This window comes from Citrobacter koseri ATCC BAA-895 (genome assembly GCF_000018045.1).
GTDB lineage: Bacteria > Pseudomonadota > Gammaproteobacteria > Enterobacterales > Enterobacteriaceae > Citrobacter_B > Citrobacter_B koseri.
In genome coordinates, this window is the sequence record NC_009792.1 from 48,064 (window position 1) to 74,563 (window position 26,500).

The window sequence follows — 26,500 nt, forward strand, 5'->3', positions numbered from 1 at the left end:
TTCTGTTTCTCACAGATTCTTCCCGATTTATCCACAGGATGATCCAGAACCGGGTAAGTGTAAACGATCCAGGCTAAGTGCTGCACGATTTCGCGCGCATATTGAAAAAATTAATGAGTAAAGACGCTATACTGCATAAACGATCTAATAAAGATCCCGTGCGATCCTTGCGCTTTGCCCGGCAGTCCGTATAATCCTCCACCCGTTGTACAATGCCCATCGTACGGCGTTAGCGCTGCTTGTTTTTCGCGCGAAAAGGTGCGGAAAAACGCAGGGTTTTAAGGAAAGAGAATTGACTCTGGAGTGTACAATTATTACAATCCGGCCTCTTTAATCACCCACGCTGAGGCGTAAGTCGTTCGATAATCGTTCGGGTATACGCAAAAGTCAGTGAATTTATTCAAGTTTAGGTAGAAATCGCCATGAAACGCACTTTTCAACCGTCTGTACTGAAGCGCAACCGTTCTCACGGCTTCCGTGCTCGTATGGCTACTAAAAATGGTCGTCAGGTTCTGGCACGTCGTCGTGCTAAAGGCCGCGCTCGTCTGACCGTTTCCAAGTAATAAAAGCTAACCCCTGAGTGGTTAAGCTCGCATTTCCCAGGGAGTTACGTTTGTTAACTCCCAGTCATTTCACATTTGTCTTCCAGCAGCCACAACGGGCTGGCACGCCGCAAATCACCATTCTCGGCCGCCTGAATTCGCTGGGGCATCCCCGCATCGGTCTAACCGTCGCCAAGAAAAACGTTCGACGCGCGCATGAACGCAATCGGATTAAACGTCTGACGCGTGAAAGCTTCCGTCTGCGTCAACATGAACTCCCTGCAATGGATTTCGTGGTGGTGGCGAAAAAAGGGGTTGCCGACCTCGATAACCGTGCTCTCTCGGAAGCGTTGGAAAAATTATGGCGCCGCCACTGTCGCCTGGCTCGCGGGTCCTGATAGCCCTTATACGGGTCTATCAACGCCTGATCAGTCCGCTGCTTGGGCCGCATTGCCGTTTCACGCCAACCTGCTCAAGCTACGGAATTGAGGCATTGCGCAGGTTTGGAGTGATAAAAGGCAGTTGGTTGACGGTGAAACGCGTATTAAAATGCCACCCTTTACACCCTGGTGGTGACGATCCCGTCCCGCCCGGACCATTTGATACCAGAGAACACTAACGATGGATTCGCAACGCAATCTTTTAGTCATCGCTTTGCTGTTCGTGTCTTTCATGATCTGGCAAGCCTGGGAGCAGGATAAAAATCCGCAGCCTCAGACCCAACAGACCACGCAGACAACGACCACCGCAGCGGGTAGCGCCGCCGACCAGGGCGTACCGGCCAGTGGCCAGGGGAAACTGATTACGGTTAAGACCGACGTGCTTGATCTGACCATCAACACCCGTGGCGGTGATGTTGAGCAGGCCTTGCTGCCAACTTACCCGAAAGAGCTGGGTTCTAAAGAACCGTTCCAGTTGCTGGAAACGACTCCGCAGTTTATCTACCAGGCGCAAAGCGGCCTGACCGGTCGTGATGGCCCGGATAACCCGGCTAACGGCCCGCGTCCGCTGTACAGCGTCGATAACGACACGTTTGTCCTCGCGGATGGCCAGAACGAACTGCATGTTCCGATGACCTGGACTGACGCCGCTGGCAACACCTTCACCAAAACGTTTGTCCTCAAACGCGGTGAATATGCGGTCAACGTCAACTACAGCGTGCAGAACGCCGGTGAGAAACCGCTGGAGATCTCCACCTTTGGTCAGTTGAAGCAATCCATCAATCTGCCGTCTCATCGCGACACCGGTAGCAGCAACTTTGCACTGCATACCTTCCGTGGCGCGGCGTACTCTACGCCGGATGAGAAGTACGAAAAATACAAATTCGACACCATTGCCGATAACGAAAACCTGAACGTCAGCTCCAACGGCGGTTGGGTCGCCATGTTGCAGCAGTACTTCGCAACGGCATGGATTCCGCGTAACGACGGCACCAATAACTTCTATACCGCTAATCTGGGTAACGGCATTGCCGCTATCGGCTATAAATCTCAGCCGGTTCTGGTACAGCCGGGTCAGACTGGCGCAATGACCAGCACCCTGTGGGTTGGCCCGGAAATTCAGGATAAAATGGCGGCCGTTGCACCGCACCTGGATCTGACCGTTGATTACGGTTGGCTGTGGTTCATCTCTCAGCCGCTGTTCAAACTGCTGAAATGGATTCATAGCTTCCTGGGTAACTGGGGCTTCTCCATCATCGTTATCACCTTTATCGTTCGTGGCATCATGTACCCGCTGACGAAAGCGCAGTACACCTCCATGGCGAAGATGCGTATGCTACAGCCGAAGATTCAGGCTATGCGCGAGCGTCTGGGCGATGACAAACAGCGTCAGAGCCAGGAAATGATGGCCCTGTACAAAGCTGAGAAGGTTAACCCGCTGGGCGGCTGCTTCCCGCTGATCATCCAGATGCCTATCTTCCTGGCGTTGTACTACATGCTGATGGGCTCCATTGAACTGCGTCATGCGCCGTTCGCACTGTGGATCCATGACTTGTCCGCACAGGACCCGTACTACATCCTGCCGATCCTGATGGGTGTGACGATGTTCTTCATCCAGAAGATGTCTCCGACCACCGTGACCGACCCGATGCAGCAGAAGATCATGACCTTTATGCCGGTCATCTTCACGGTATTCTTCCTGTGGTTCCCGTCAGGTCTGGTGCTGTACTATATCGTCAGCAACCTGGTAACCATCATCCAGCAGCAGCTGATTTACCGTGGTCTGGAGAAACGTGGCCTGCATAGCCGCGAGAAGAAAAGCTCCTGATTCCATGTAAGCCGGGTAAGCATAGCGCCACCCGGCAATCAGAACAGCGATGACAGGGCGGTCAATTGACCGCCTTTTTTATTAGCAAAAAAGAGAAGATCATGAGCCATAACGACACTATCGTCGCCCAGGCTACCCCACCGGGACGCGGTGGCGTCGGTATCCTGCGCATTTCCGGTCTCAAGGCGCGCGAGGTGGCCGAAGCCGTATTGGGCAAGCTACCAAAACCGCGTTACGCCGATTACCTGCCGTTTAAAGATGCCGATGGCACGGCGCTGGATCAGGGGATCGCGCTGTGGTTTCCTGGCCCGAACTCGTTCACTGGTGAAGACGTGCTGGAACTGCAAGGGCATGGCGGCCCGGTCATTCTCGACCTGCTGTTAAAACGTATTCTGACGCTCCCCGGCCTGCGCATTGCCAGACCGGGCGAGTTCTCCGAGCGCGCGTTCCTCAATGACAAGCTCGACTTAGCCCAGGCAGAAGCGATTGCCGACCTGATCGACGCCAGTTCCGAGCAGGCGGCACGCTCGGCGCTAAACTCGCTACAGGGGGCATTTTCCGCGCGTGTGAATCATCTTGTGGAAGCACTCACTCACCTGCGCATCTATGTGGAAGCAGCCATTGACTTCCCGGACGAGGAGATCGACTTCCTCTCCGACGGCAAAATTGAAGCCCAGCTCAACGGCGTGATCGCCGATCTCGATGCGGTACGCGCCGAAGCGCGTCAGGGCAGCCTGCTGCGTGAAGGGATGAAGGTGGTCATTGCCGGACGCCCTAACGCCGGGAAATCGAGCCTGCTGAACGCCCTGGCGGGCCGTGAGGCCGCCATTGTCACCGATATCGCTGGCACCACCCGCGACGTGCTGCGCGAGCATATTCACATTGACGGAATGCCGCTGCACATCATCGATACCGCCGGTCTGCGCGATGCCAGCGATGAAGTGGAACGCATTGGGATTGAGCGCGCCTGGCAGGAGATAGAACAGGCCGATCGCGTGCTGTTTATGGTAGATGGCACAACCACCGATGCCGTTGATCCGGCGGAAATCTGGCCGGACTTTATCGCCCGTTTACCGGCGAAACTGCCGATCACCGTTGTGCGCAACAAAGCTGACATCACTGGCGAGACGCTGGGTATCAGCGAGGTGAATGGTCACTCACTTGTCCGTCTTTCCGCCCGTACCGGCGAAGGCGTGGACGTATTGCGTAACCATCTCAAGCAAAGCATGGGCTTTGACACCAATATGGAAGGCGGCTTCCTTGCCCGCCGTCGCCATCTTCAGGCGCTGGCAGAAGCCGCAGAACATCTCCAGCAGGGCAAATCACAGCTGCTTGGCGCCTGGGCAGGCGAACTGCTGGCGGAGGAGCTGCGTCTGGCGCAGCAGGCGCTGAGTGAGATCACCGGCGAGTTTACCTCCGACGATCTGCTGGGCCGAATTTTCTCCAGCTTCTGTATTGGCAAGTGATGTTGTTTTGCCCGGTGGCGCTACGTTTACCGGGCCGACTAAATCTGTAGGCCGGATAAGGCAAAGCCGCCATCCGGCAATAATAAATTTCCTCACAGGAAATCACCGTTGTCCAAATGGCAACTCGCGTCACAGAAAAGCTCCCCGTATTCTTAGCGCCACTCTTATTGTGAGGACGCTATGACCCGCTTTCTAATCTGTAGTTTTGCCCTTGTTTTACTCTACCCAGCCGGTATCGACATGTATCTGGTCGGTTTACCCCGTATTGCCGCCGATCTGAACGCCAGCGAGGCGCAGCTGCACATCGCGTTTTCGGTATACCTGGCCGGGATGGCCACCGCAATGCTGTTTGCGGGTAAAGTTGCAGACCAGTCAGGGCGCAAACCGGTGGCGATAGCGGGCGCGGTGATATTCATCATCGCCTCTATGCTTTGCTCACGAGCAACGGACGGGTCGCTGTTCCTGACCGGACGCTTTATTCAGGGCATCGGGGCGGGGTGCTGTTATGTGGTGGCGTTTGCGATTTTGCGCGACACGCTGGACGATCGCCGCCGGGCGAAAGTGTTATCGCTATTAAACGGAATTACCTGCATTGTGCCGGTATTAGCGCCAGTGTTAGGGCATTTGATTATGCTTAAATTCCCGTGGCAAAGTCTGTTTTACACGATGATAGCGATGGGTATCGCGGTATGCCTGCTCTCGGTGTTTATCCTGAAAGAGACACGCCCGGCAACATGCTCATCGACCTCGCGCCCTCAGCAAAACGCAGAGTCGCTGCTCAACCGCTTTTTCCTCAGCCGTCTGGCGATCACCACGTTGAGCGTGTCGGTGATCCTCACATTCGTAAATACCTCACCAGTGTTGCTCATGGAAATGATGGGCTTTGATCGCGGTGAATACGCCACCACAATGGCGCTGACGGCAGGCATCAGCATGGCAGTGTCGTTCTCAACGCCCTTTGCGCTGAGCGTATTTAAACCGCGCACGCTGATGCTCACGTCGCAAGGGCTGTTTCTGGCTGCGGGCATCGTACTCAGCCTCTCATCCTCTCACGCCGTCACGCTCTTTGGCCTGACGCTCATCTGCGCGGGGTTTTCAGTTGGCTTTGGCGTGGCGATGAGCCAGGCATTAGGCCCATTCTCACTGCGTGCTGGCGTCGCAAGCTCTGTACTCGGCATTGCACAGGTCTGCGGGTCATCGCTGTGGATATGGCTGGCGGCAGTCATTGGCTTTAACGCCCTGAATATGCTGATCGGGATTCTGATTGGCTGTAGCATGGTCTGTATCCTGTTACTGATGACCATACAGCCCGCAGCGCACTATGAAAAAATCCATCACCAGTCTCGATCTTAATCTGTTGTTATGTTTGCAGCTTCTGATGCAGGAGCGCAGCGTCACCAAAGCGGCGAAGCGGATGAACGTCACGCCCTCGGCGGTGAGTAAGTCGCTGTCAAAGCTGCGAACATGGTTTGATGACCCGCTGTTTGTGAACACGCCGCTGGGGCTGACGCCGACGCCGCTGATGGTCAATATGGAACAAAGCCTGGCGGACTGGATGCAGATGAGCAATCAGCTGCTTGATAAACCGCATCACGAATCGCCACGCGGCCTGAAATTTGAACTGGCGGCAGAGTCGCCGCTGGTAATGATCATGTTCAATTCTCTGTCGCAGCAGATTTATCAGCGCTATCCGCAGGCCACAATCAAGGTGCGTAACTGGGATTACGACTCGCTGGATGCCATCACACGCGGCGAGGTGGATCTCGGCTTTACCGGAAGGGAGAGCCATCCCCGTTCGCGGGAGCTTCTCAGCCTGCTGCCGCTATCTATCGATTTTGAAGTCCTGTTCAGCGACCTCCCCTGGGTCTGGCTGCGGGAAGATCACCCGGCGCTACAAGAAGAGTGGAATCTGGAAACATTTTTACGCTATCCGCATATCAGCATTTGCTGGGAGCAAAGCGACACCTGGGCGCTGGATGATGTATTGCAGGAGATGGGCCGCAAACGCAACATCGCCTTAAGTTTACCGGGGTTTGAACAATCGCTGTTTATGGCCGCCCAGCCGAACCACTCGCTGCTGGCGACCGCGCCTCTCTACTGCCAGCGTTATAACCAGCTCCACCAGCTCCCGTTGGTCGCGCGTCCTCTCCCTTTTGACGCCGCCCAGCGAGAAAAACTGATGGTGCCTTTTACCCTCCTTTGGCATAAACGTAACAGCCATAACCCTAAAATTATCTGGTTAAAAGAGACCATTAAAACGCTCTATAGCCACCTCTCCTGACGGTAAATTAACCACGACCGCGTCAGAAATGTAAAAGTCGCGTAAGCGCCGCTGTTTTTGTCGAACTTTTGACCAGTAAAACCTGTCCATAATCTACGTAAATGTTACTCTCGTAATAATCACGGACCATTAATCACGGAGCGAAAAATGGCGACACATTTTGCCAGAGGGATTCTTACGGAGGGACACCTGATTTCAGTCCGTCTGCCTTCTCCATGCCACATCGAAGCCAGAAACCTTCCCGCTCACCGCCGGACACGTTTTTTGGCTTCACGCGGCTTACTCGCTGAACTGATGTTTATGCTCTACGGAACCAGCGAGCTGCCGGAAATTGCTATTCAGGCCAAAGGGAAGCCTGTCTTTCGCGATAAAAATCTGCCCGCGTTCTCCATCTCATATGCCGGGAATATGGTGGGCGTGGCGCTGACAACGGAGGGGGAATGCGGTCTGGATATGGAATTACAGCGAGCCATGCGAGGCTTCCATAGCCCACTTTCAGCCGAGAGTCCGGCGTTCTCCAGCAACGAAAATCTGTGGATCAACAATCAGAGCGATCCCAACGAAGCCCGCGCGCAACTGATCACCTTACGCCAGAGCGTGCTAAAGCTAACCGGTGACGTACTGAATGACGATCCGCGTGAACTCCAGCTCCTTCCCGGCGCAGGCCGCCTGAAATGCGCCCACGTTACGCAGGTGGAGGCAATATGCGACGCGGAAGATATTCTGGTCTGGTCGGTGGCGGTTACGCCAGCCATTGAAAAACTGAATGTTTGGGAGTTTGATAGTAAGCAAGGATGGAAAAGCCTGGCCGATATCCAGACCCGGGCGAATGAACCCACCGGTCGCCTGATGCGATTCGCTCAATTATCCACAGCAAAGTCATCTTATACACTTAGCTGATTCGGCCCTGTCCCGGCCGCCATGATGAAAAGGAGTAATCATGTCCGAAACGTTGAATGTTGTTACGTTACTGGGGAGCCTGCGCAAAGGTTCATTTAACGGTATGGTCGCCCGCACGCTGCCGAAAATTGCACCGGCAGGCATGGAGGTCAGCGCATTACCTTCGATTGGCGATATTCCGCTGTATGACGCTGACGTGCAGCAGGAAGAGGGGTTCCCGGCGAGCGTTGAAGCGCTGGCGGAGCAAATCCGTAAAGCGGACGGCGTCGTCATCGTCACACCGGAATACAACTACTCGGTGCCAGGCGGACTGAAGAACGCGATCGACTGGCTGTCCCGCCTGCCAGAACAGCCGTTAGCCGGGAAACCGGTGCTGATCCAGACCAGCTCAATGGGGGCAATCGGCGGCGCTCGCTGTCAGTATCATCTGCGCCAGATTCTGGTATTCCTTGATGCGATGGTAATGAACAAACCGGAGTTTATGGGCGGCGTGATTCAGAACAAAGTTGACCCGCAAACCGGGGAAGTGGTTGATCAAAGCACGATTGATCATCTTACCGGCCAGCTAACCGCGTTTGGCGATTACATTCAGCGCGTTAAAGCGTGATAACAGCGCGCGCGTAGGGCCGCAGGCCGGATAAGGCGTTTGGCCGCCATCCGGCTATCAAATTTGCCTGATGGCGCTACGCTTATCAGGCCAGGACACCTCGCGCAGCGCCGTATCAGCGGCAATTAGTGCGCGTCGATAAACACAATCTTCAGCACAAACAACAACGCCACAACCACCACGCAAGGGCTCAGCTCACGCAGACGTCCGGTACCGATTTTCATCACACAGTAAGAGATAAAGCCCAGCGCGATACCTTCGGTAATCGAGAAGCTGAACGGCATCATCACAGCAGTAATAAATGCCGGAACAGACTCGGTAAGGTCTTGCCATTTCACGCGCGCCAGACTGGAAGTCATCAGTACGCCAACATAGATCAGCGCCCCGGCAGCGGCATAACCCGGCACCATTCCCGCCAGCGGCGACAGGAAGATAACCAGCAGGAACAGCAAACCGACAACAACGGCGGTCAGGCCCGTGCGCCCGCCGACGGATACGCCGGATGAGGACTCGATATAGGCGGTAACCGACGAGGTTCCGATAAACGCCCCGGTCACAGAAGAGACGCTATCGACAAACAGCGCCTGCTTCATCCGCGGGAATTTACCTTTCTCATCAGCCAGACCGGCTTTGTCGGTAACGCCAATCAGCGTACCGGAGGAGTCGAACAGGTTCACCAGCATGAAGGAGAAAATCACGCCAGCCAGACCAATGTTAAACGAGCCCGCCAGATCCACATGCCCGATCACAGAGCTAACGCTTGGCGGCGCAGAGACAATGCCGTTGTAATGCACATCACCCATCATCCAGCCGAGCAGCGTCGTTACAATAATAGAGACCAGCACGGCGGCATGAATGTTACGTGATGCCAGAATAGCGATGATGAAGAAGCCCAGCACGCCGAGCAGTACGCTGTGAGAGGTCAGATTACCGATGCTCACCAGGGTTTCCGGGTTCGCGACGATAACGCCTGCGTTTTTCAGCCCCATCATGCCGATAAACAGGCCGATACCGCTGGTGATGCCCACGCGCAGACTGACCGGAATGTTAGCAATCATCCAGTAACGCACGCGGAAGATGGTCAGCAGCAGCAGGCCGATCGCTCCCCAGAAGATTGCGCCCATACCAACCTGCCAGGACAGCCCCATCGCGCCAACGACCACGAAGGCGAAAAACGCGTTCAGACCCATAGCCGGCGCCAGCGCGACCGGTAAATTAGCAAACAGCCCCATCAGAATGCTGCCGAACGCCGCGATAAGACAGGTAGTAACGAAGACGGCGCTGGTGTCCATGCCAGCAACGCCAAGAATCTGCGGGTTAACAAAAACGATGTAAACCATCGTCAGGAAGGTGGTAAAACCGGCGATCACTTCGGTTCGTGCCGTCGTGCCATGTTCGCGCAGTTTAAACACGCGTTCCAGCATACCCTGACCAGAAGTCTGGGTGGTGTGTTGTTGACTCATTATCTATTTCCGAACAAGGAGGGAAAATTCGTCGCTATCCTATACCAAAATGCGACAATAAGGGCAGTTGTGAGACACTTTTTTCATTGAATTTGCTTATACGGCAACGATTGCGTCGCACAATAAGGCATTACGAAAACGTTAAACTAGCGAGAAAAGAAAGCATGTCCCAGATTCAAGCGGTATTTTTCGACTGCGACGGTACGCTGGTCGACAGTGAAGTCATTTGCTCCCGCGCGTATGTCGCGATGTTCCAGGAATTCGGCATCACGCTCGATCTCGAAGAGGTGTTCAAACGCTTTAAAGGCGTAAAACTCTACGAAATCATCGATATCATTAACGAGGAGCAGGGTGTGTCGTTAGCAAAAGCGGATTTAGAACCCGTTTACCGCGCCGAGGTCGCACGCCTGTTCGACTCAGAACTGGAGGTGATCGCAGGGGCAAATGCGCTGCTGGACAGCATGACGGTGCCGATGTGCGTCGTCTCTAACGGCCCGGTCAGCAAAATGCAGCATTCACTGGGCAAGCTGGGCATGTTGCATCATTTTCCAGAAAAATTGTTCAGCGGCTATGACATTCAACGCTGGAAGCCCGATCCGGCTCTGATGTTCCACGCGGCAAAAGCCATGAATGTTAACGTGGAGAATTGCATTCTGGTGGATGATTCCAGTGCCGGCGCCCGGTCGGGAATCGATGCGGGAATGGAGGTGTTCTACTTCTGCGCCGATCCGCACAACAAACCGATCGATCATCCGAAAGTAACGACGTTTACCGATCTGGCACAGTTGCCGGGATTGTGGAAGGCGCGGGGTTGGAATATCGTCGATTAAACTGTAGGCCTGATAAGCAAAGCGCCATCAGGCGAATGGCGCAGAATGCCGGATGCGGCGTAACGCCTTATCCGGCCCACAATAGCGACGCCGGGGGATCCCGGCGAACGCAACAAGCCGCTTATTCCTTCGGATCTTTGCCTGCCAGCAGTTTATCCAGCTCGTCACCGCCGACGTGGCGGAAATCCTGTCCCTTCACGAAGTAGAAGATGTACTCGCAGATATTCTGGCAACGGTCGCCGATGCGCTCAATGGAGCGTGCGCAGAACAGCGCAGTCAGCACGCTTGGAATGGTGCGCGAATCTTCCATCATGTAGGTCATCAGTTGACGCACGATACCTTCGTATTCCTGGTCAACTTTCTTGTCTTCACGGTAGATACGCACCGCTTCGTCAATATCCATTCGCGCGAACGCGTCCAGCACGTCATGCAGCATCTGTACGGTGTGACGCCCCAGCGACTCCAGGCTCACCAGCAGCGGCTGGTGCTGGTGGGAGAATTTCTCCAGCGCGGTGCGACAAATTTTGTCCGCCACGTCGCCAATGCGCTCCAGTTCAGCGATGGTTTTGATGATCGCCATCACCAGGCGCAGGTCGCTCGCTGTCGGCTGGCGTTTGGCAATGATGCGCACACACGCTTCATCGATCGCCACTTCCATCATGTTGACGTGCTTATCGCCGTCAATAACGCGCTTCGCCAGTTCGCTATCCTGATTATGCATCGCGGTGATCGCATCAGAAAGCTGTTGCTCCACCATGCCGCCCATGGTCATCACCTGGGTGCGGATGCTTTCCAGTTCTGCGTTGAACTGGCCGGAAATGTGTTTGTTAAGGTTTAGGTTGTCCATGGTTAGCTCCAAATCAACCGTAGCGGCCAGTAATATAATCTTCGGTTTGCTTTTTAGCGGGCTTAGTGAACAGATCGTCCGTGTTGCTGAACTCAATCAACTCGCCCAGATACATAAACGCCGTGTGGTCGGAACAACGCGCAGCCTGCTGCATGTTGTGCGTCACGATCACCACGGTGTAGTCCTGCTTCAGCTCAGTGATCAGCTCTTCAATACGCCCGGTGGAAATCGGGTCCAGCGCTGAACACGGCTCATCCAACAGCAGAACTTCCGGGCGAATGGCGATACCACGCGCAATGCACAGACGCTGCTGCTGACCACCCGAGAGAGAGTACCCGCTCTGGTGCAATTTATCTTTGGTTTCGTTCCATAATGCGGCTTTGGTCAACGCCCACTGAACGCGTTCGTCCATATCGGCGCGAGACAGTTTCTCAAACAGGCGCACGCCAAAAGCGATGTTGTCATAGATAGACATCGGGAACGGCGTCGGCTTCTGGAACACCATCCCCACTTTGGCACGCAGCAGAGCGATATCCTGGGTGTTGGTGAGAATATTATCGCCATCCAACAAGATCTCGCCTTCCGCGCGCTGCTCTGGATACAACGAATACATTTTGTTAAAGGTACGCAGCAGTGTGGATTTACCACAGCCAGACGGTCCAATAAACGCCGTGACCTGGTTCTTCGCGATATCCAGGTTGATATCCTTCAGGGCATGGAATTTGCCGTAGTAGAAGTTCAAATCACGAACCTGAATCTTACCCGGAGCAGTATCAACCATACTCATTTCAATCTCTTCCTCATTCGGCGTCGCCGTTGGCCGCGCCGTAAAAAATTAACCGCTGTTCACATCTGTAGGCCAGATAAGGCGTTTACGCCGCCATCCGGCACCTGAAATTAACCGTGTTTACTCTTCGCAAAAATGATGCGCGCCAGAATATTCAGCAACAATACGCACAGGGTAATGATCAACACCCCAGCCCAGGCCAGTTGCTGCCACTCCGCGAACGGACTCATCGCAAATTTAAAGATAGTGACCGGCAGGTTAGCGATAGGCTGCATCATGTCGGTGCTCCAGAACTGGTTGGAAAGCGCAGTAAAGAGCAGCGGCGCGGTTTCACCCGCAATACGGGCAACCGCCAGCAGTACGCCGGTGATGATCCCGGAAATCGAGGCTTTCAGGGTAATCGCCGAGATCATTTTCCATTTCGGCGTCCCCAGCGCATAGGCCGCTTCACGCAGGCTATCCGGCACCAGTTTCAGCATGTTCTCTGTGGTACGAATGACGATAGGCACCTGTAGCAGCGCCAGCGCAATCACGCCCGCCCAACCGGAGAAGTGCTCCATTTGCGCCACCACGATGGTGTAAACAAACAGACCGACCACGATAGACGGCGCGGAAAGCAGGATGTCGTTAATGAAACGGATCACTTCCGCAAGCCAGGATTTACGGCCATATTCCGCCAGGTAGATCCCCGCCATGATGCCAAGCGGCGTACCAAATACCGTCGCCCACAAAATTAACAGTCCGCTCCCCGCCAGGGCGTTCGCCAGACCACCGCCAGCGGTATTCGGCGGCGGCGTCATTTCAGTAAACAGCGCCAGCGACATGCCGTCGAAACCACGCGTAATGGTGGACATCAGGATCCAGATGAGCCAGAACAACCCAAACGCCATCGTCGCCATTGAGAGCGTCAATGCGATGCGGTTTCTCGTGCGGCGCTTAGCCTGCATTTTACGGCGGGATTCCGCCAGTTCTGCGGTCGTTTGCATTTCAAGCGTAGCCATTAGCGTGCCCCCTCATTCTTCGCCAGACGCATAATCATCAGCTTAGAAATCGCCAGCACAATGAAGGTAATCACAAACAGAATCAGACCCAGTTCCATCAACGCGGCAACGTGCAGACCAGACTCCGCTTCGGCAAATTCGTTCGCCAGCGCAGAGGTGATACTGTTGCCCGGCATGTACAGCGAAACGCTGTCGAGCTGGTAGGTGTTACCGATGATAAAGGTCACCGCCATGGTTTCACCCAGCGCACGACCCAGTCCCAGCATAACGCCGCCAATCACCCCATTTTTGGTGAACGGAAGGACGATACGCCAGATAACTTCCCAGGTGGTGCAGCCGATGCCGTAGGCCGACTCTTTCATCATCACCGGGGTTTGTTCGAAGACATCGCGCATAACGGCCGCGATGTAAGGAATGATCATAATGGCGAGAATGACGCCCGCCGCCAGAATACCGATACCAAATGCCGGGCCGGAGAACAGTGCGCCAACAAACGGAATGTTGGAAAGAATATTCCCGACTGGTTCCTGGAACCAGGTGGCAAACAGCGGCGCGAAGATAAACAGGCCCCACATGCCGTAGACGATACTGGGGATAGCCGCCAGCAGTTCGATGGCGATGCCCAGCGGGCGACGCAGCCAGCCCGGCGCCAGTTCCGTCAGAAACAGGGCAATACCGAAGCTCACCGGAACGGCGATCAGCAGAGCGATAAACGAGGTAACCAGCGTGCCATAAATGGGAACCAGCGCGCCGTAGATATCGTTTGGCGCATCCCACTCTTTAGTCCACAGGAACGAGAAGCCAAACTTCTCAATGCTTGGCCAGGAGGAGATAATCAGCGAGACAATAATGCCACCCAACATCAATAGCACAATCAGCGCAGCCAGTTTTACCAGCGCGCTGAATATCATGTCACCCTTTTTACCCGGCGGGTTAAAAGCAGGCTTGGTTGCAGCCATAAATTACTCTTTCCATTAAACGCGTTTACGAAGTTGCCCATGCCGGATGGCGCTACGCTTATCCGGCCTACAAATCGGGCCTACAGTCGGAACTGTAGGGCGGATAAGCGTAGCGCCATCCGCCAGTTCGTTAAAGATATTCTATTAGTACAGCGCTTTACCGCTGCTGTCCTTCACATTGGTCTTCCATGCTGCACGAACCTGCTCAACAACGCTGTCCGGCAGGCTGGCGTAATCCAGGTCATTCGCCTGTTTGCCGCCATTTTTGTACGCCCAGTCGAAGAACTTCAGCACTTCAGCGCCCTGCTCAGGTTTCTTCTGCTCTTTGTGGACCAGGATGAAGGTGGTGGAAGTGATTGGCCACGCATCGTCACCTTGCTGGTTCGTCAGATCCTGAGCGAAAGAGGTGCTCCAGTCAGCGCCTTTCGCGGCGTTAGCAAAGCTCTCTTCGGTCGGGCTTACGGGTTTACCATCCGCTGAAATCAATTTGGTGTAAGCCAGGTTGTTCTGCTTCGCATAAGCGTATTCAACATAGCCGATAGAGCCTGGCAGACGCTGTACGAATGCGGCGATACCGTCGTTACCTTTACCGCCCAGACCGGTCGGCCAGTTAACGGTAGAGCCAGCGCCGACTTTAGATTTCCACTCTTCGTTCACTTTCGCCAGGTAGCTGGTGAAAACGAAAGAAGTGCCGGAACCATCTGCACGACGCACAACGGCGATGTTCTGAGAAGGCAGTTTCAGACCCGGATTCAGTTTGGTGATGGCTTCATCATCCCACTTCTTAATTTTACCCAGGTAGATGTCACCCAGGGTTTTCCCATCCAGCACCAGTTCGCCAGACTTCAGACCCGGGATATTCACCGCCAGCACTACGCCGCCAATGACGGTCGGGAACTGGAACAGACCTTCCTGCTCCAGTTTTTCATCAGACAACGGAGCGTCGGATGCACCGAAATCAACGGTGTTAGCCGTAATTTGTTTTACACCACCGGAGGAGCCGATACCCTGGTAGTTTACTTTGCTACCGGTCTCTTTCTGATAGGTATCAGCCCATTTGGCATACACCGGCGCAGGGAAAGTTGCACCTGCACCTGTCAGGCTCGCTGCTGCGAAAGCAGAGAACGCGCTCATGGATAAGGTCGCGGCGACAACAGTTGCGACAGTGGTACGCATGACTTTCATAATGTCTCCTGCAAGATTTTCGTAAATCATTGTTAAGTGGCTACGATGAGCAAAATAGGACAAACAGGTGACAGTTAAATGTACGAAATATGACAGTTTTATGACAACGGAAACTGATGAAATAAATCACAGAAAAAACAATTTATAAACAATCAGTTAATTCACTTCATGACAATGTGATTTCATGAAAATTTTCTTTTTATGACACTGAAAACAGTAGCTGAAGATGACGGTTTGTCACATTAAAACGACGGGAGAATTGATTAAAAACAGAACAGCGCAGAAAAAAATGCCCCGCTTTCGCAGGGCATCGTCACGATTACTCAACGGTAACTGATTTCGCCAGGTTACGCGGCTGGTCCACATCGGTGCCTTTGATCAGCGCAACGTGATACGCCAGCAGTTGCAGCGGAACGGTGTAGAAGATCGGTGCAATCACCTCTTCCACATGCGGCATCTCAATGATGTGCATGTTGTCGCTGCTGACAAAACCGGCATCCTGGTCGGCGAAGACGTACAACTGGCCGCCACGGGCGCGGACTTCTTCGATGTTGGATTTCAGTTTTTCCAGCAATTCGTTGTTCGGCGCCACCACGATAACCGGCATATCTGCGTCGATCAGCGCCAGCGGGCCGTGTTTCAGCTCACCTGCCGCATACGCTTCTGCGTGAATATAAGAGATCTCTTTCAGCTTCAGCGCGCCTTCCAGCGCGATCGGATACTGATCGCCACGGCCCAGGAACAGGGCATGGTGTTTGTCAGAGAAATCTTCCGCCAGCGCTTCGATACGCTTGTCCTGAGACAGCATCTGTTCGATACGGCTCGGCAGCGCCTGCAAACCGTGAACAATATCGTGCTCGATAGACGCATCCAGACCTTTCAGACGCGCCAGCTTCGCCACCAGCATCAGCAGAACGGTCAGCTGAGTGGTAAACGCTTTGGTGGAGGCCACGCCGATTTCCGTCCCGGCGTTGGTCATCATCGCCAGATCGGATTCACGCACCAGGGAAGAACCCGGAACGTTACAGATGGCGAGAGAACCCAGATAGCCCAGCTCTTTCGACAGGCGCAGACCGGCAAGGGTATCCGCCGTTTCGCCAGACTGAGACAGGGTGATCATCAGGCTGTTACGACGTACGGCAGATTTGCGATAGCGGAATTCAGAGGCGATTTCGACGTCGCACGGAATACCGGCCAGCGATTCAAACCAGTAGCGAGAGACCATACCGGAGTTATACGACGTGCCGCAGGCGATAATCTGAATATGTTCAACCTGAGACAGCAGTTCGTTCGCTTTTGGCCCCAGCTCGCTTAAATCCACTTCACCGTGGCTGATACGCCCGGTCAGCGTATTTTTAATCGCATTCGGCTGTTCGTAGATCTCTTTCTGCATGTAGTGACGGTAAATACCTTTATCGCCCGCATCATATTGCAGACTGGATTCGATATCCTGACGTTTCACTTCCGCGCCGGATTTATCGAAAATGGAGACCGAACGACGGGTCACTTCCGCAATATCGCCTTCTTCCAGGAAGATGAAGCGACGGGTTACCGGCAGCAGTGCCAGCTGGTCGGAAGCGATAAAGTTTTCGCCCATACCCAGACCGATAACCAGCGGGCTGCCAGAGCGCGCCGCCAGCAGCGTATCCGGGTGACGGGTATCCATGATTACCGTGCCGTACGCGCCGCGCAGTTGCGGAATCGCACGCATAACCGCTTCACGCAGCGTCCCGCCCTGTTCCAGCTCCCAGTGCACTAAGTGAGCAATCACTTCGGTGTCGGTCTCAGAAACGAAGGTATAACCACGCGCTTTCAGTTCTTCACGCAGTGGTTCATGGTTTTCGATGATGCCGTTATGCACCACCACAATGTGGTCAGAAACATGCGGATGCGCGTTTGCTTCCGAAGGTTCGCCGTGGGTCGCCCAGCGGGTGTGAGCAATCCCGGTGCCGCCAGACAGAGGATGGTCTTCCGCTGCCTGGGCCAGCATCTGTACTTTACCAAGGCGACGCAGACGGGTCATGTGACCTTCCGCATCAACCACGGCCAGACCGGCAGAGTCATAACCACGGTATTCCAGACGACGTAAACCTTCGAGAAGGATTTCAGCTACATCACGTTGCGCGATAGCGCCAACAATTCCACACATAGTATTTAATTCCGATTTTGGCATTATGCCTGTCGTTGTCGGTCAACCTGTTTTCCCTTCGTCTTTCACTCCGTAGCTACGTTGGCTACGCTTGCTCACTACGGTCACTTACTTTAGTAAGCTCCCGTAGATTCCCAAGCTTGCCGCCTTGCCACAGCGCGAAATACTTTGGGTAATACCCGTATTCCGGGCGCCCCGAGCCTTGTAGAGAGTGGGGTTATTTTTATAGGTACTGCTTTTGGGCGAGCGATATATCTTTATCGCCTCATCCCTCATCTGCCGGATGGCGCTTACGCTTATCCGGCCTACAGAACGTCATCGAACGTAGGCCGGATAAGGCAAAGCCGCCATCCGGCAAAAAGACTTACTTCTTCTTCGCCGGACGCTGCCAGCCCTGCTTATGCACCTGCGGCACGCGGCTTAACACCAGTTCGTTATCCGCAACGTCGCGGGTAACGGTTGTGCCGGCGGCGATGGTCGCACCTTTCCCCACGGTGACCGGCGCCACCAACTGAGTATCAGAACCGACAAACACATCATCGCCAATAATCGTTTTGAATTTATTTGCGCCATCGTAGTTGCAGGTAATGGTGCCCGCGCCGATATTCACGTTGTCGCCAATTTCCGCATCACCCAGATAGCTCAGGTGGCCCGCTTTCGAACCTTTCCCCAGACGCGCTTTTTTCATTTCAACGAAGTTGCCGACATGAGCGCCTTCCCGCAGTTCCGCGCCAGGGCGCAGACGGGCAAACGGACCAATAGTACAGGCCGCTTCCAGGTGCGCATCTTCCACCACGCTGTACGGGCTGATGTCACAGTCATCGCCAATTACACTGTTTTTAATAACGCAACCCGCGCCAATCTTCACGCGGTGACCCAGCGTGACGTTGCCTTTGATGATAACGTTAGTATCAATTTCAACATCGCGCCCGTGGGTGAGAGCGCCGCGCAGGTCAAAACGCGCGGGATCGCGCAGCATCACACCGGCCAGCAGCAGCTTTTCGGCCTGCTCGGACTGATAAACGCGTTCCAGACGAGAGAGTTGCAGACGGTTGTTTACGCCTTCCACTTCGCTTAAACGATCCGGGTGTACAGCAGCGATTTCGCGGCCTTCCTGATACGCCAGCGCAATGATGTCGGTAATGTAATATTCACCCTGAGCATTATTGTTGGTCAGTTTCGCCAGCCAGCGCTTCATGTCCGCACCATTAGCGATCAGGATACCGGTATTGATTTCCTGGATCTGACGCTGTTCGTCGGTGGCATCTTTATGCTCAACGATGCCGGTCACTTTACCGTTCTCACGCGTAATACGACCGTAACCGCTCGGATCGTCCAGCTTCACGGTTAACAAACCAATGCCGCCCTGCGGTTTGGCGTCACGCAGACGCTGTAAGGTTTCCACAGAGATCAGCGGCACATCGCCATAGAGCATTAAAATGTCTTCGTCATCGCTAAAGAACGGCGCCGCCTGCTGCATCGCATGACCCGTCCCCAGTTGTTCTGCCTGCAAAACCCAGTTCAGGTTGTCATTTTTAAGGGTGTTTTTAAGCAGATCGCCGCCGTGGCCATAGACCAGATGCACCTGAGATGCGCCTAATTCATTAGCGGCATCAATGACATGCTGAACCATCGCTTTTCCCGCAAGGGTATGCAGCACTTTAGGAAGATCGGAATACATACGCGTGCCTTTGCCTGCGGCAAGGATCACTACGCTCATAGCACTATTCAACATACGCGTCCTGACTGTAATTTGAGAACGAATTTATACCGTTTCACATTGAAAATACTACATTTTTTTCATCGTGAAATGGGTAGAAGAGAAAACGCTCAACGCGGGGTTTTCACCGCTTGTTAATGGGATATTTTCGTTCATCGCCCTGCCTTTTGTCTTCAGAAAAGTCAGACTTACCTTTCATTAAAGGCTTAGGTTAATGTTTTTGCTATTTTTTTGACCCATGAATAAAGATGAGACAGCACGGAATAACATTCAGGCAAAAAAAAACCAGCCTGATTTCAGACTGGTTTTGATGCTTTCAAGCCGGTGTTACATCGCTTTTTTGGTCAACTCGATAACGCGCAGTTTGGCGATCGCTTTGGCCAGTTCCGCAGATGCCTGAGCGTAATCCACGTCACCATGAGAGCTCTTAATGCGCTCTTCAGCCTTACGTTTCGCTTCCAGGGCTCGCGCTTCGTCGAGATCCTGGCCGCGAATCGCGGTATCAGCCAGTACGGTCACGCTGCCAGGCTGCACTTCAAGAATGCCGCCAGACAGGTAGATAAACTCTTCATGACCGAACTGTTTAACGATGCGGATCATACCAGGCTTAATGGCGGTGAGCAGCGGCGCGTGGCCCGGGTAAATACCCAGTTCACCTTCACTACCCGTTACCTGGATTTTTTCGACCAGACCAGAGAACATTTGTTGCTCTGCGCTGACGACGTCCAGGTGGTAAGTCATTGCCATATCACCCTCCGATTAAGGCGTTAAAGTTTTTTGGCTTTTTCCACGGCTTCGTCGATGGAACCGACCATGTAGAACGCCTGCTCCGGCAGGTGATCGTATTCGCCTTCCATGATGCCTTTAAAGCCACGGATGGTGTCTTTCAGGGAGACGTATTTACCCGGAGAACCGGTAAATACTTCTGCCACGAAGAACGGCTGGGACAGGAAGCGCTGAATCTTACGTGCGCGAGCTACCACCAGTTTGTCTTCTTCAGACAGTTCATCCATACCCAGGATGGCGATGATGTCTTTCAGTTCCTGGTAACGTTGCAGGATAGACTGTACGCCACGCGCGGTGTCGTAGTGCTCCTGACCAACAACCAGCGGGTCCAGCTGACGGCTGGTGGAATCCAGCGGGTCAACGGCCGGGTAGATACCCAGAGACGCGATCTGACGGCTCAGTACCACGGTTGCGTCAAGGTGCGCAAAGGTGGTGGCTGGAGACGGGTCAGTCAAGTCATCCGCAGGTACGTATACCGCCTGTACGGATGTGATAGAACCGGTTTTGGTGGAGGTGATACGTTCCTGCAAAACACCCATCTCTTCCGCCAGGGTCGGCTGGTAACCTACCGCTGAAGGCATACGACCCAGCAGTGCGGATACTTCCGTACCGGCCAGGGTGTAACGGTAGATGTTGTCGACGAACAGCAGAACGTCACGACCTTCGTCACGGAATTTCTCCGCCATGGTCAGGCCGGTCAGCGCAACGCGCAGACGGTTTCCCGGCGGCTCGTTCATCTGGCCGTAAACTAGGGATACTTTGTCGATAACGTTGGAGTCGGTCATTTCGTGGTAGAAGTCGTTACCCTCACGAGTACGTTCACCTACGCCCGCAAACACGGAGTAACCGGAGTGTTCGATCGCGATGTTACGGATCAGCTCCATCATGTTTACGGTTTTACCTACACCCGCACCACCGAACAGACCCACTTTACCGCCCTTCGCGAACGGACACATCAGGTCGATAACTTTGATACCGGTTTCCAGCAGTTCCTGAGAGTTTGACAACTCTTCGTAGGACGGTGCCGCACGGTGGATAGCCCAACGCTCTTCTTCACCGATCTCGCCTTTCATATCTACTGGTTCGCCCAGTACGTTCATGATACGACCCAGCGTTGCTTTACCTACCGGGACTTCGATCGGGTGCTCAAGGTCTTTCACATCCAGACCACGACGCAGGCCGTCGGAAGAACCCATGGCGATGGTACGTACGATACCGCCACCGAGCTGCTGCTGAACTTCCAGCACCAGATGTTCATTACCATTCTGCACCTCAAGGGCGTCGTACACGCGCGGTACGGCATCCTGAGGGAACTCGACGTCAACTACGGCGCCGATTACCTGGACAATTTTTCCAGTAGCCATCTTGAATCCTCTACGAATTAACCTGGTTATACCGCGGATGCACCACCGACGATTTCGGTGAGTTCCTGAGTAATGCTGGCCTGACGAGCTTTGTTGTATACCAACTGCAACTCTTTAATCAGGCTACCGCCATTGTCGGTCGCGGCTTTCATCGACACCATACGTGCGGCCTGCTCGCTGGCCAGGTTTTCTACCACGCCCTGATAAACCTGAGATTCCACATAGCGACGCAGGAGGGTATCCAGCAGCGCTTTCGGATCGGGTTCGTACAGGTAATCCCAGGTTTTACGTTTCAGTTCATCATCTTCTGAAGCCGGTAACGGCAGCAGCTGAGTGATAGTCGGAACCTGAGACATGGTGTTAATAAATTTGTTGCTGACAATGTAAAGCTTGTCCAGACGGCCTTCATCATAGGCCTGCAACATCACTTTTACCGGGCCGATCAGTTCGGACAGGGATGGGTTATCCCCCATACCCGTCACCTGGGCGACAACATTGCCACCTACGGAACTAAAGAAAGACACGCCTTTAGAGCCGATCATTGCGAGGTCGCACTGAACGCCTTTATCGGACCATGCTTTCATATCCGCCAGCAGTTTCTTGAACAGGTTAATGTTCAAGCCACCGCACAGACCACGGTCGGTCGACACCACCAGGTAGCCCACGCGCTTAACGTCGCGTTCTTCCAGATAGGGGTGCTTATATTCCAGATTACCGTTCGCAAGGTGACCAATCACTTTGCGCATGGTATCTGCATAAGGACGGCTGGCCGCCATGCGATCCTGCGATTTACGCATTTTGGAAGCGGCGACCATCTCCATCGCTTTAGTGATCTTTTGCGTGTTCTGGACGCTTGCGATCTTACTACGTATCTCTTTTGCGCCGGCCATGAGCTTCTCCTCAATGCCTTGCGGCCTGCCTTAAGGCAGGCCACCAGACGTTACCAGGACTGGGTTGCTTTGAAGGAATCGAGGATGCCTTTCAGCTTGCCTTCGATTTCGTCGTTATAGCCACCGGACTGGTTGATCTCTTGCATCAACGGAGCGTGATCACGGTCGACGTAAGCCAGCAGAGCGGCTTCGAAGCTACCGATTTTCGCCAGTTCTACATCCGCCAGATAACCACGTTCTGCCGCGAACAGAACCAGAGACTGCTGCGCAACGGACATCGGCGCATACTGTTTCTGTTTCAGCAGTTCAGTCACTTTCTGACCGTGGTCAAGCTGTTTACGGGTTGCATCGTCAAGGTCAGATGCAAACTGGGAGAACGCTGCCAGTTCACGATACTGCGCCAGCGCGGTACGGATACCACCGGACAGTTTCTTCATGATCTTGGTCTGCGCTGCACCACCAACACGGGATACGGAGATACCCGGGTTAACCGCAGGACGAATACCAGAGTTAAACAGGTTGGTTTCCAGGAAGATCTGACCATCGGTAATAGAAATTACGTTGGTCGGAACGAACGCAGAAACGTCACCCGCCTGGGTTTCGATAATCGGCAGCGCAGTCAGAGAACCGGTTTTCCCTTTCACTTCACCTTTAGTGAAGGCTTCAACGTATTCAACGTTAACACGCGCAGCACGCTCCAGCAGACGAGAGTGGAGGTAGAATACGTCGCCCGGGAATGCTTCACGTCCTGGCGGACGACGGAGCAGCAGGGAGATCTGACGATAAGCAACAGCCTGTTTGGACAGGTCATCGTAGATGATCAGCGCATCTTCGCCGCGGTCGCGGAAGTATTCGCCCATTGCGCAACCGGCATACGGCGCCAGGTATTGCAGTGCGGCAGATTCAGATGCGGTGGCAACCACAACGATGGTATTTTGCAGCGCGCCGTGTTCTTCCAGCTTACGAACCACGTTAGAGATGGTGGACGCTTTCTGGCCGATAGCCACGTAGACGCACTTGATGCCGGAATCACGCTGGTTGATGATGGCGTCGATTGCCAGAGCGGTTTTACCGGTCTGACGGTCACCGATGATCAATTCACGCTGACCACGACCGATTGGGATCATGGAGTCAACGGCTTTATAACCCGTCTGAACTGGCTGATCAACGGACTGACGTTCGATTACGCCCGGCGCGATAGCTTCAACAGCAGAGAAGCCGTCGTGCTCAACCGGACCTTTACCGTCGATTGGCGCGCCCAGGGTGTTAACCACACGGCCCAGCAGGCCACGGCCAACCGGAACTTCCAGGATACGGCCAGTACATTTAACCTTCATGCCTTCGGCAAGGTCAGCGTACGGCCCCATCACAACCGCACCTACAGAGTCGCGCTCCAGGTTCAGTGCGATAGCGTAACGGTTACCCGGCAGGGAGATCATTTCACCCTGCATACAATCGGCCAGGCCGTGAATGCGGATAACACCGTCACTTACAGAAACAATAGTACCTTCGTTGTGAGCTTCACTCACAACATTGAACTGAGCAATGCGCTGCTTGATCAGTTCGCTGATTTCGGTGGAATTCAGTTGCATGCTCCAGTCCCCTTAAGACTGCAAGACGTCTGCAAGGCGTTCAAGACGGCCGCGTACGCTGCCATCAATGACCATATCACCCGCTCGGATGATAACGCCTGCCATTACAGACTTATCGATTTTGCAATTCAGCTTAACTTTGCGTGACAGACGTTTTTCCATCGCAGCGCTAATTTTCGCAAGCTGTTCTTCACTCAATGCGGTGGCGGAAGTTACCTCAACTTCAGAGGTGGACTCACTCGCGGCGCGCAGGTGAATAAACTGCTCCAGAACATCCGGGAGCGCGTTCAGACGATTATTTTCAGCCATCACCCGAATCAGGTTCTGACCGTTTTCGTCCAGCTGCTCACCGCAGACTGCGATAAACGACTCAGCGAGCGTTTCCGGCGCCAGCGCGCCAGAGAGAAGCTCTGCCATTTGTTCGTTCTTGGTTACCTCGGCGGCAAACGCCAGCATGTCCTGCCAGCGCTCTACACTTTGGTGTTCGACGGCAAAGTCAAAAGCTGCTTTGGCGTAGGGGCGAGCTACCGTAACAAATTCAGACATCAGCCCCTCCCTCCTTACAGTTCAGCGACAAGTTTGTCCACGATGTCGCTGTTAGCAGCTTCATCCACGGAACGTTCGATGATCTTCTCGGCGCCAGCAACAGCCAGGATAGCAACTTGCTTACGCAGCTCTTCACGGGCACGTTTACGCTCGGCGTCAATTTCCGCCTGCGCCTGGGCCACGATTTTAGTACGTTCCTGCTCTGCTTCAGTTTTGGCTTCATCCAGGATCTGAGCGCGACGTTTGTTCGCCTGCTCAATGATTACCTGAGCTTCCGCCTTCGCTTTTTTCAGCTGGTCGGTCGCGCTGGCCTTTGCAAGGTCAAGGTCCTTATGTGCTCGTTCTGCGGAAGCAAGACCGTCAGCAATTTCTTTTTGACGTTTTTCGATGGCAGCCATTAACGGCGGCCATACGTACTTCATGCAGAACAGAACGAACAGGACAAACGCGATGGCCTGGCCGAGGATTGTTGCGTTAAGATTCACAGCACAATGCCTCTATCTAGTTAACGTTCTGATATTGCTCTTAATTCAAGCAACGCTTACTACGCGACAGCGAACATCACGTACAGACCCAGACCTACAGCGATCATCGGGATAGCATCCACCAGACCCATAACGATAAAGAACTGAGTACGCAGCAGAGGAATCAGATCAGGTTGACGCGCTGCGCCTTCCAGGAATTTACCCCCGAGGATGCCGATACCGATCGCAGCACCGATTGCCGCCAGACCCATCATCACAGCGGCAGCCATGTACAGCAGATCCATATTCAGGTTTTCCATGACAGTCTCCAGTTTGTTTCAGTTAAAACGTAGTAGTGTTGGTAAAATTAATGCTCTTCAGACGCCATCGACAGATAGACAATCGTCAGACCCATGAAGATGAAGGCTTGCAGCGTAATGATCAGGATGTGGAAAATGGCCCACGGCACATTCAGAATCCACTGTGACCACCACGGCAACAGACCAGCAATCAGAATGAAAATCAGCTCACCGGCATACATGTTGCCGAACAGTCGCAGACCGAGTGATACCGGTTTGGACAGCAGACTTACCCCTTCAAGGATTAAGTTGACAGGGATGAACGCCCAGTGATTGAACGGCTGTAGCGTCAACTCTTTCGTGAAGCCGCCGATGCCTTTCATTTTGATGCTGTAGAACAGAATGAGGATAAATACGCCCAGCGCCATCGACAGGGTGATGTTCACGTCAGCGGACGGAACGACACGCAGTGCCGGCAGACCGAAGATATGCTCGCCGATATACGGCAGCAGATCGATAGGCAGTAAGTCCATCAGGTTCATCAGGAATACCCAGACGAAGATCGTCAGGGCCAGCGGCGCAATCAGCTTGCTTTTGCCATGGTACATGTCTTTCACGCTACCATGCACAAAGCCGATGACCAGCTCAATCGCGGTCTGAAATTTACCTGGTACGCCGCTGGTCGCCTTTTTGGCTACGCTGCGGAACATAAGCAGGAACAACAGACCCAGCACCACCGAGAAGAACATGGAGTCAATATTGAGCGTCCAGAAGGTGGCTGGGGGGTTATGCGGATCCACCAGCGAGAATGTACGCAGGTCCAACTGAAGGTTGTTCAGATGGTGTCCTATGTAATCCTGCGGCGTCATATTTTCTGAAGCCATGATGCCTTTTACCCTTTGTTGTTAATTACAGCCGGCGCCAGTATCTGAACCACCAGCACCAAAACCCACGTAACGATCAGCGGCAAAAATACCGCCTTAAAAACCGCCAACGCCACCACCAGTAAAACCAGCATAGCTAACACCTTGAAGGCTTCGCCGAAAGCGAATGACCAAGCCACGCGGCCTTTCGCAGGTGTATGCGCCTGGTGACGCCAGGCAAATATCATAAACAACATGTTAGGCAGCAACACTGCCAGGCCTCCGCATAAGGCGGAAGCGCCCCAGAAGGGGTCTTTGAGGCTAAACAGCAATCCACTTGCTATTACCGCCAGAAGCTGAATGAACAGAAGCTTACGAGCAACGTTTCGACTCAAGAGCGACACAGACATCACGTTTTTACTCCTGCTCCCTTCGAGGTATGCCGCGTGTCGTATAAAACGTTCTTTAAGGCTTAGAGTCAAGCATCAAAAAGCGGTCAAATTATACGGTGCGCCCTCGTGATTTCAAACAATAAGTAGCTAAAAGGTGAATAAATGTTTAAATATTTTTCCCTGGTGCACATTTATCACTTTTCATCAAACTGTGAACGATCATGCAAAACTGCAAATGGCGCGTAAATACTGGTGATAAAGCGTGCTTCGGATCACATATTGAGCATATTCGCCCCGGC

General features: G+C 53.7%; 28 protein-coding genes. 11 read left to right on the plus strand and 17 right to left on the minus strand.

Translation table 11 applies throughout. The annotated features are described in order from the left end of the window. The first annotated feature begins 113 nt into the window (after positions 1 to 113). From CKO_RS23740 to CKO_RS00260, 10 genes are all read left to right on the plus strand, one after another. Entirely contained in the window at positions 114 to 194 is an 81-nt protein-coding gene (locus CKO_RS23740; protein WP_425265999.1) for a hypothetical protein, read from the plus strand. A 228-nt stretch (positions 195 to 422) separates the two neighbouring features. Continuing rightward, positions 423 to 563 (plus strand): 50S ribosomal protein L34, encoded by a 141-nt coding sequence (gene rpmH, locus CKO_RS00220; protein WP_000831330.1) that lies wholly within the window; start codon positions 423 to 425, stop codon positions 561 to 563. A 17-nt stretch (positions 564 to 580) separates the two neighbouring features. Further along, entirely contained in the window at positions 581 to 940 is a 360-nt protein-coding gene (gene rnpA / locus CKO_RS00225; protein ID WP_012000809.1) for a ribonuclease P protein component, read from the plus strand. After that, positions 904 to 1,161, plus strand: coding sequence for a membrane protein insertion efficiency factor YidD (gene yidD / locus CKO_RS00230; protein WP_001307474.1), 258 nt, complete (start codon positions 904 to 906; stop codon positions 1,159 to 1,161). Before rnpA ends, yidD begins: the two co-directional genes overlap by 37 nt. Positions 1,162 to 1,163: 2 nt before the next feature. Beyond that, complete coding sequence (yidC, locus tag CKO_RS00235; protein ID WP_012000810.1) at positions 1,164 to 2,810, plus strand: membrane protein insertase YidC; 1,647 nt, start codon at positions 1,164 to 1,166, stop codon at positions 2,808 to 2,810. A gap of 101 nt (positions 2,811 to 2,911) precedes the next feature. Then, positions 2,912 to 4,276: a tRNA uridine-5-carboxymethylaminomethyl(34) synthesis GTPase MnmE gene (gene mnmE, locus CKO_RS00240; protein ID WP_024130083.1), complete on the plus strand. Its 1,365-nt coding sequence runs from the start codon at positions 2,912 to 2,914 to the stop codon at positions 4,274 to 4,276. Positions 4,277 to 4,456: 180 nt separating this feature from the next. After that, positions 4,457 to 5,629: an MFS transporter gene (locus CKO_RS00245; protein WP_012000813.1), complete on the plus strand. Its 1,173-nt coding sequence runs from the start codon at positions 4,457 to 4,459 to the stop codon at positions 5,627 to 5,629. Next, positions 5,598 to 6,557 carry an HTH-type transcriptional regulator YidZ gene (yidZ, locus tag CKO_RS00250; protein ID WP_012000814.1) on the plus strand — a complete coding sequence of 320 codons (960 nt, stop codon included), beginning with the start codon at positions 5,598 to 5,600 and terminating at the stop codon, positions 6,555 to 6,557. Before CKO_RS00245 ends, yidZ begins: the two co-directional genes overlap by 32 nt. 147 nt (positions 6,558 to 6,704) lie before the next feature. Beyond that, positions 6,705 to 7,457 (plus strand): 4'-phosphopantetheinyl transferase family protein, encoded by a 753-nt coding sequence (locus tag CKO_RS00255; protein WP_024130084.1) that lies wholly within the window; start codon positions 6,705 to 6,707, stop codon positions 7,455 to 7,457. Between the two features lie 40 nt (positions 7,458 to 7,497). Continuing rightward, positions 7,498 to 8,064, plus strand: a complete 567-nt coding sequence (locus tag CKO_RS00260; protein ID WP_012000816.1) for an NADPH-dependent FMN reductase — start codon at positions 7,498 to 7,500, stop codon at positions 8,062 to 8,064. A gap of 125 nt (positions 8,065 to 8,189) precedes the next feature. Here the strand turns inward: CKO_RS00260 and adeP are convergent, their stop codons facing one another. Then, positions 8,190 to 9,527 (minus strand): adenine permease AdeP, encoded by a 1,338-nt coding sequence (adeP, locus tag CKO_RS00265; protein ID WP_012000818.1) that lies wholly within the window; start codon positions 9,525 to 9,527, stop codon positions 8,190 to 8,192. 164 nt (positions 9,528 to 9,691) lie between these two features. Between adeP and yieH the strand changes: the two genes are divergently transcribed. After that, positions 9,692 to 10,357 (plus strand): 6-phosphogluconate phosphatase, encoded by a 666-nt coding sequence (yieH, locus tag CKO_RS00270; RefSeq protein ID WP_012000819.1) that lies wholly within the window; start codon positions 9,692 to 9,694, stop codon positions 10,355 to 10,357. A 121-nt stretch (positions 10,358 to 10,478) separates the two neighbouring features. Here yieH and phoU read toward each other — a convergent pair whose 3' ends face one another. The 16 genes from phoU to atpI all read right to left on the minus strand — a co-directional run bounded on the left by phoU (position 10,479) and on the right by atpI (position 26,219). Continuing rightward, positions 10,479 to 11,204, minus strand: coding sequence for a phosphate signaling complex protein PhoU (gene phoU, locus CKO_RS00275; protein ID WP_012000820.1), 726 nt, complete (start codon positions 11,202 to 11,204; stop codon positions 10,479 to 10,481). A 13-nt stretch (positions 11,205 to 11,217) separates the two neighbouring features. Continuing rightward, positions 11,218 to 11,991 carry a phosphate ABC transporter ATP-binding protein PstB gene (gene pstB / locus CKO_RS00280; RefSeq protein WP_012000821.1) on the minus strand — a complete coding sequence of 258 codons (774 nt, stop codon included), beginning with the start codon at positions 11,989 to 11,991 and terminating at the stop codon, positions 11,218 to 11,220. A gap of 110 nt (positions 11,992 to 12,101) precedes the next feature. Further along, entirely contained in the window at positions 12,102 to 12,992 is an 891-nt protein-coding gene (gene pstA / locus CKO_RS00285; protein ID WP_012000822.1) for a phosphate ABC transporter permease PstA, read from the minus strand. Continuing rightward, positions 12,992 to 13,951, minus strand: coding sequence for a phosphate ABC transporter permease PstC (pstC, locus tag CKO_RS00290; RefSeq protein ID WP_012000823.1), 960 nt, complete (start codon positions 13,949 to 13,951; stop codon positions 12,992 to 12,994). The genes pstA and pstC overlap by 1 nt, the downstream gene beginning before the upstream one ends. Before the next feature lie 144 nt (positions 13,952 to 14,095). After that, the gene (pstS, locus tag CKO_RS00295; protein WP_024130085.1) at positions 14,096 to 15,136 is read right to left on the minus strand and encodes a phosphate ABC transporter substrate-binding protein PstS; all 1,041 of its coding nucleotides are present in this window, start codon (positions 15,134 to 15,136) and stop codon (positions 14,096 to 14,098) included. A gap of 319 nt (positions 15,137 to 15,455) precedes the next feature. Then, a complete protein-coding gene (gene glmS, locus CKO_RS00300) occupies positions 15,456 to 17,285 on the minus strand; it encodes a glutamine--fructose-6-phosphate transaminase (isomerizing) (RefSeq protein ID WP_012000825.1) in 1,830 nt (609 codons plus the stop codon). 364 nt (positions 17,286 to 17,649) lie between these two features. Beyond that, positions 17,650 to 19,020, minus strand: a complete 1,371-nt coding sequence (gene glmU / locus CKO_RS00305) for a bifunctional UDP-N-acetylglucosamine diphosphorylase/glucosamine-1-phosphate N-acetyltransferase GlmU (protein ID WP_012000826.1) — start codon at positions 19,018 to 19,020, stop codon at positions 17,650 to 17,652. Between the two features lie 312 nt (positions 19,021 to 19,332). Then, positions 19,333 to 19,752 (minus strand): F0F1 ATP synthase subunit epsilon, encoded by a 420-nt coding sequence (locus CKO_RS00310; RefSeq protein WP_012000828.1) that lies wholly within the window; start codon positions 19,750 to 19,752, stop codon positions 19,333 to 19,335. 20 nt (positions 19,753 to 19,772) lie between these two features. Next, positions 19,773 to 21,155, minus strand: coding sequence for a F0F1 ATP synthase subunit beta (gene atpD / locus CKO_RS00315; RefSeq protein ID WP_012000829.1), 1,383 nt, complete (start codon positions 21,153 to 21,155; stop codon positions 19,773 to 19,775). A 26-nt stretch (positions 21,156 to 21,181) separates the two neighbouring features. Further along, positions 21,182 to 22,045 carry a F0F1 ATP synthase subunit gamma gene (atpG, locus tag CKO_RS00320; protein WP_012000830.1) on the minus strand — a complete coding sequence of 288 codons (864 nt, stop codon included), beginning with the start codon at positions 22,043 to 22,045 and terminating at the stop codon, positions 21,182 to 21,184. Between the two features lie 50 nt (positions 22,046 to 22,095). Next, positions 22,096 to 23,637 (minus strand): F0F1 ATP synthase subunit alpha, encoded by a 1,542-nt coding sequence (gene atpA, locus CKO_RS00325; RefSeq protein ID WP_012000831.1) that lies wholly within the window; start codon positions 23,635 to 23,637, stop codon positions 22,096 to 22,098. A gap of 12 nt (positions 23,638 to 23,649) precedes the next feature. Beyond that, positions 23,650 to 24,183, minus strand: coding sequence for a F0F1 ATP synthase subunit delta (gene atpH / locus CKO_RS00330; protein ID WP_012000833.1), 534 nt, complete (start codon positions 24,181 to 24,183; stop codon positions 23,650 to 23,652). 14 nt (positions 24,184 to 24,197) lie between these two features. Continuing rightward, positions 24,198 to 24,668 (minus strand): F0F1 ATP synthase subunit B, encoded by a 471-nt coding sequence (gene atpF / locus CKO_RS00335; protein WP_003827022.1) that lies wholly within the window; start codon positions 24,666 to 24,668, stop codon positions 24,198 to 24,200. Between the two features lie 59 nt (positions 24,669 to 24,727). After that, the gene (atpE, locus tag CKO_RS00340) at positions 24,728 to 24,967 is read right to left on the minus strand and encodes a F0F1 ATP synthase subunit C (RefSeq protein WP_000429386.1); all 240 of its coding nucleotides are present in this window, start codon (positions 24,965 to 24,967) and stop codon (positions 24,728 to 24,730) included. Between the two features lie 47 nt (positions 24,968 to 25,014). Beyond that, positions 25,015 to 25,830, minus strand: coding sequence for a F0F1 ATP synthase subunit A (atpB, locus tag CKO_RS00345; protein WP_012131095.1), 816 nt, complete (start codon positions 25,828 to 25,830; stop codon positions 25,015 to 25,017). A gap of 8 nt (positions 25,831 to 25,838) precedes the next feature. Next, entirely contained in the window at positions 25,839 to 26,219 is a 381-nt protein-coding gene (gene atpI, locus CKO_RS00350) for a F0F1 ATP synthase subunit I (RefSeq protein ID WP_012131096.1), read from the minus strand. Positions 26,220 to 26,500: the final 281 nt, after the last annotated feature.

Bases quoted from the DNA above. Each gene is read 5' to 3' on its own strand.
- CKO_RS23740 (WP_425265999.1), top strand. From the start codon at position 114: ATGAGTAAAGACGCTATACTGCATAAACGATCTAATAAAGATCCCGTG.
- rpmH (WP_000831330.1), top strand. From the start codon at position 423: ATGAAACGCACTTTTCAACCGTCTGTACTGAAGCGCAACCGTTCTCAC.
- yidD (WP_001307474.1), top strand. From the start codon at position 904: ATGGCGCCGCCACTGTCGCCTGGCTCGCGGGTCCTGATAGCCCTTATA.
- yidC (WP_012000810.1), top strand. From the start codon at position 1,164: ATGGATTCGCAACGCAATCTTTTAGTCATCGCTTTGCTGTTCGTGTCT.
- mnmE (WP_024130083.1), top strand. From the start codon at position 2,912: ATGAGCCATAACGACACTATCGTCGCCCAGGCTACCCCACCGGGACGC.
- CKO_RS00245 (WP_012000813.1), top strand. From the start codon at position 4,457: ATGACCCGCTTTCTAATCTGTAGTTTTGCCCTTGTTTTACTCTACCCA.
- yidZ (WP_012000814.1), top strand. From the start codon at position 5,598: ATGAAAAAATCCATCACCAGTCTCGATCTTAATCTGTTGTTATGTTTG.
- CKO_RS00255 (WP_024130084.1), top strand. From the start codon at position 6,705: ATGGCGACACATTTTGCCAGAGGGATTCTTACGGAGGGACACCTGATT.
- CKO_RS00260 (WP_012000816.1), top strand. From the start codon at position 7,498: ATGTCCGAAACGTTGAATGTTGTTACGTTACTGGGGAGCCTGCGCAAA.
- adeP (WP_012000818.1), bottom strand. From the start codon at position 9,527: ATGAGTCAACAACACACCACCCAGACTTCTGGTCAGGGTATGCTGGAA.
- yieH (WP_012000819.1), top strand. From the start codon at position 9,692: ATGTCCCAGATTCAAGCGGTATTTTTCGACTGCGACGGTACGCTGGTC.
- phoU (WP_012000820.1), bottom strand. From the start codon at position 11,204: ATGGACAACCTAAACCTTAACAAACACATTTCCGGCCAGTTCAACGCA.
- pstB (WP_012000821.1), bottom strand. From the start codon at position 11,991: ATGAGTATGGTTGATACTGCTCCGGGTAAGATTCAGGTTCGTGATTTG.
- pstA (WP_012000822.1), bottom strand. From the start codon at position 12,992: ATGGCTACGCTTGAAATGCAAACGACCGCAGAACTGGCGGAATCCCGC.
- pstC (WP_012000823.1), bottom strand. From the start codon at position 13,951: ATGGCTGCAACCAAGCCTGCTTTTAACCCGCCGGGTAAAAAGGGTGAC.
- pstS (WP_024130085.1), bottom strand. From the start codon at position 15,136: ATGAAAGTCATGCGTACCACTGTCGCAACTGTTGTCGCCGCGACCTTA.
- glmS (WP_012000825.1), bottom strand. From the start codon at position 17,285: ATGTGTGGAATTGTTGGCGCTATCGCGCAACGTGATGTAGCTGAAATC.
- glmU (WP_012000826.1), bottom strand. From the start codon at position 19,020: ATGTTGAATAGTGCTATGAGCGTAGTGATCCTTGCCGCAGGCAAAGGC.
- CKO_RS00310 (WP_012000828.1), bottom strand. From the start codon at position 19,752: ATGGCAATGACTTACCACCTGGACGTCGTCAGCGCAGAGCAACAAATG.
- atpD (WP_012000829.1), bottom strand. From the start codon at position 21,155: ATGGCTACTGGAAAAATTGTCCAGGTAATCGGCGCCGTAGTTGACGTC.
- atpG (WP_012000830.1), bottom strand. From the start codon at position 22,045: ATGGCCGGCGCAAAAGAGATACGTAGTAAGATCGCAAGCGTCCAGAAC.
- atpA (WP_012000831.1), bottom strand. From the start codon at position 23,637: ATGCAACTGAATTCCACCGAAATCAGCGAACTGATCAAGCAGCGCATT.
- atpH (WP_012000833.1), bottom strand. From the start codon at position 24,183: ATGTCTGAATTTGTTACGGTAGCTCGCCCCTACGCCAAAGCAGCTTTT.
- atpE (WP_000429386.1), bottom strand. From the start codon at position 24,967: ATGGAAAACCTGAATATGGATCTGCTGTACATGGCTGCCGCTGTGATG.
- atpB (WP_012131095.1), bottom strand. From the start codon at position 25,830: ATGGCTTCAGAAAATATGACGCCGCAGGATTACATAGGACACCATCTG.
- atpI (WP_012131096.1), bottom strand. From the start codon at position 26,219: ATGTCTGTGTCGCTCTTGAGTCGAAACGTTGCTCGTAAGCTTCTGTTC.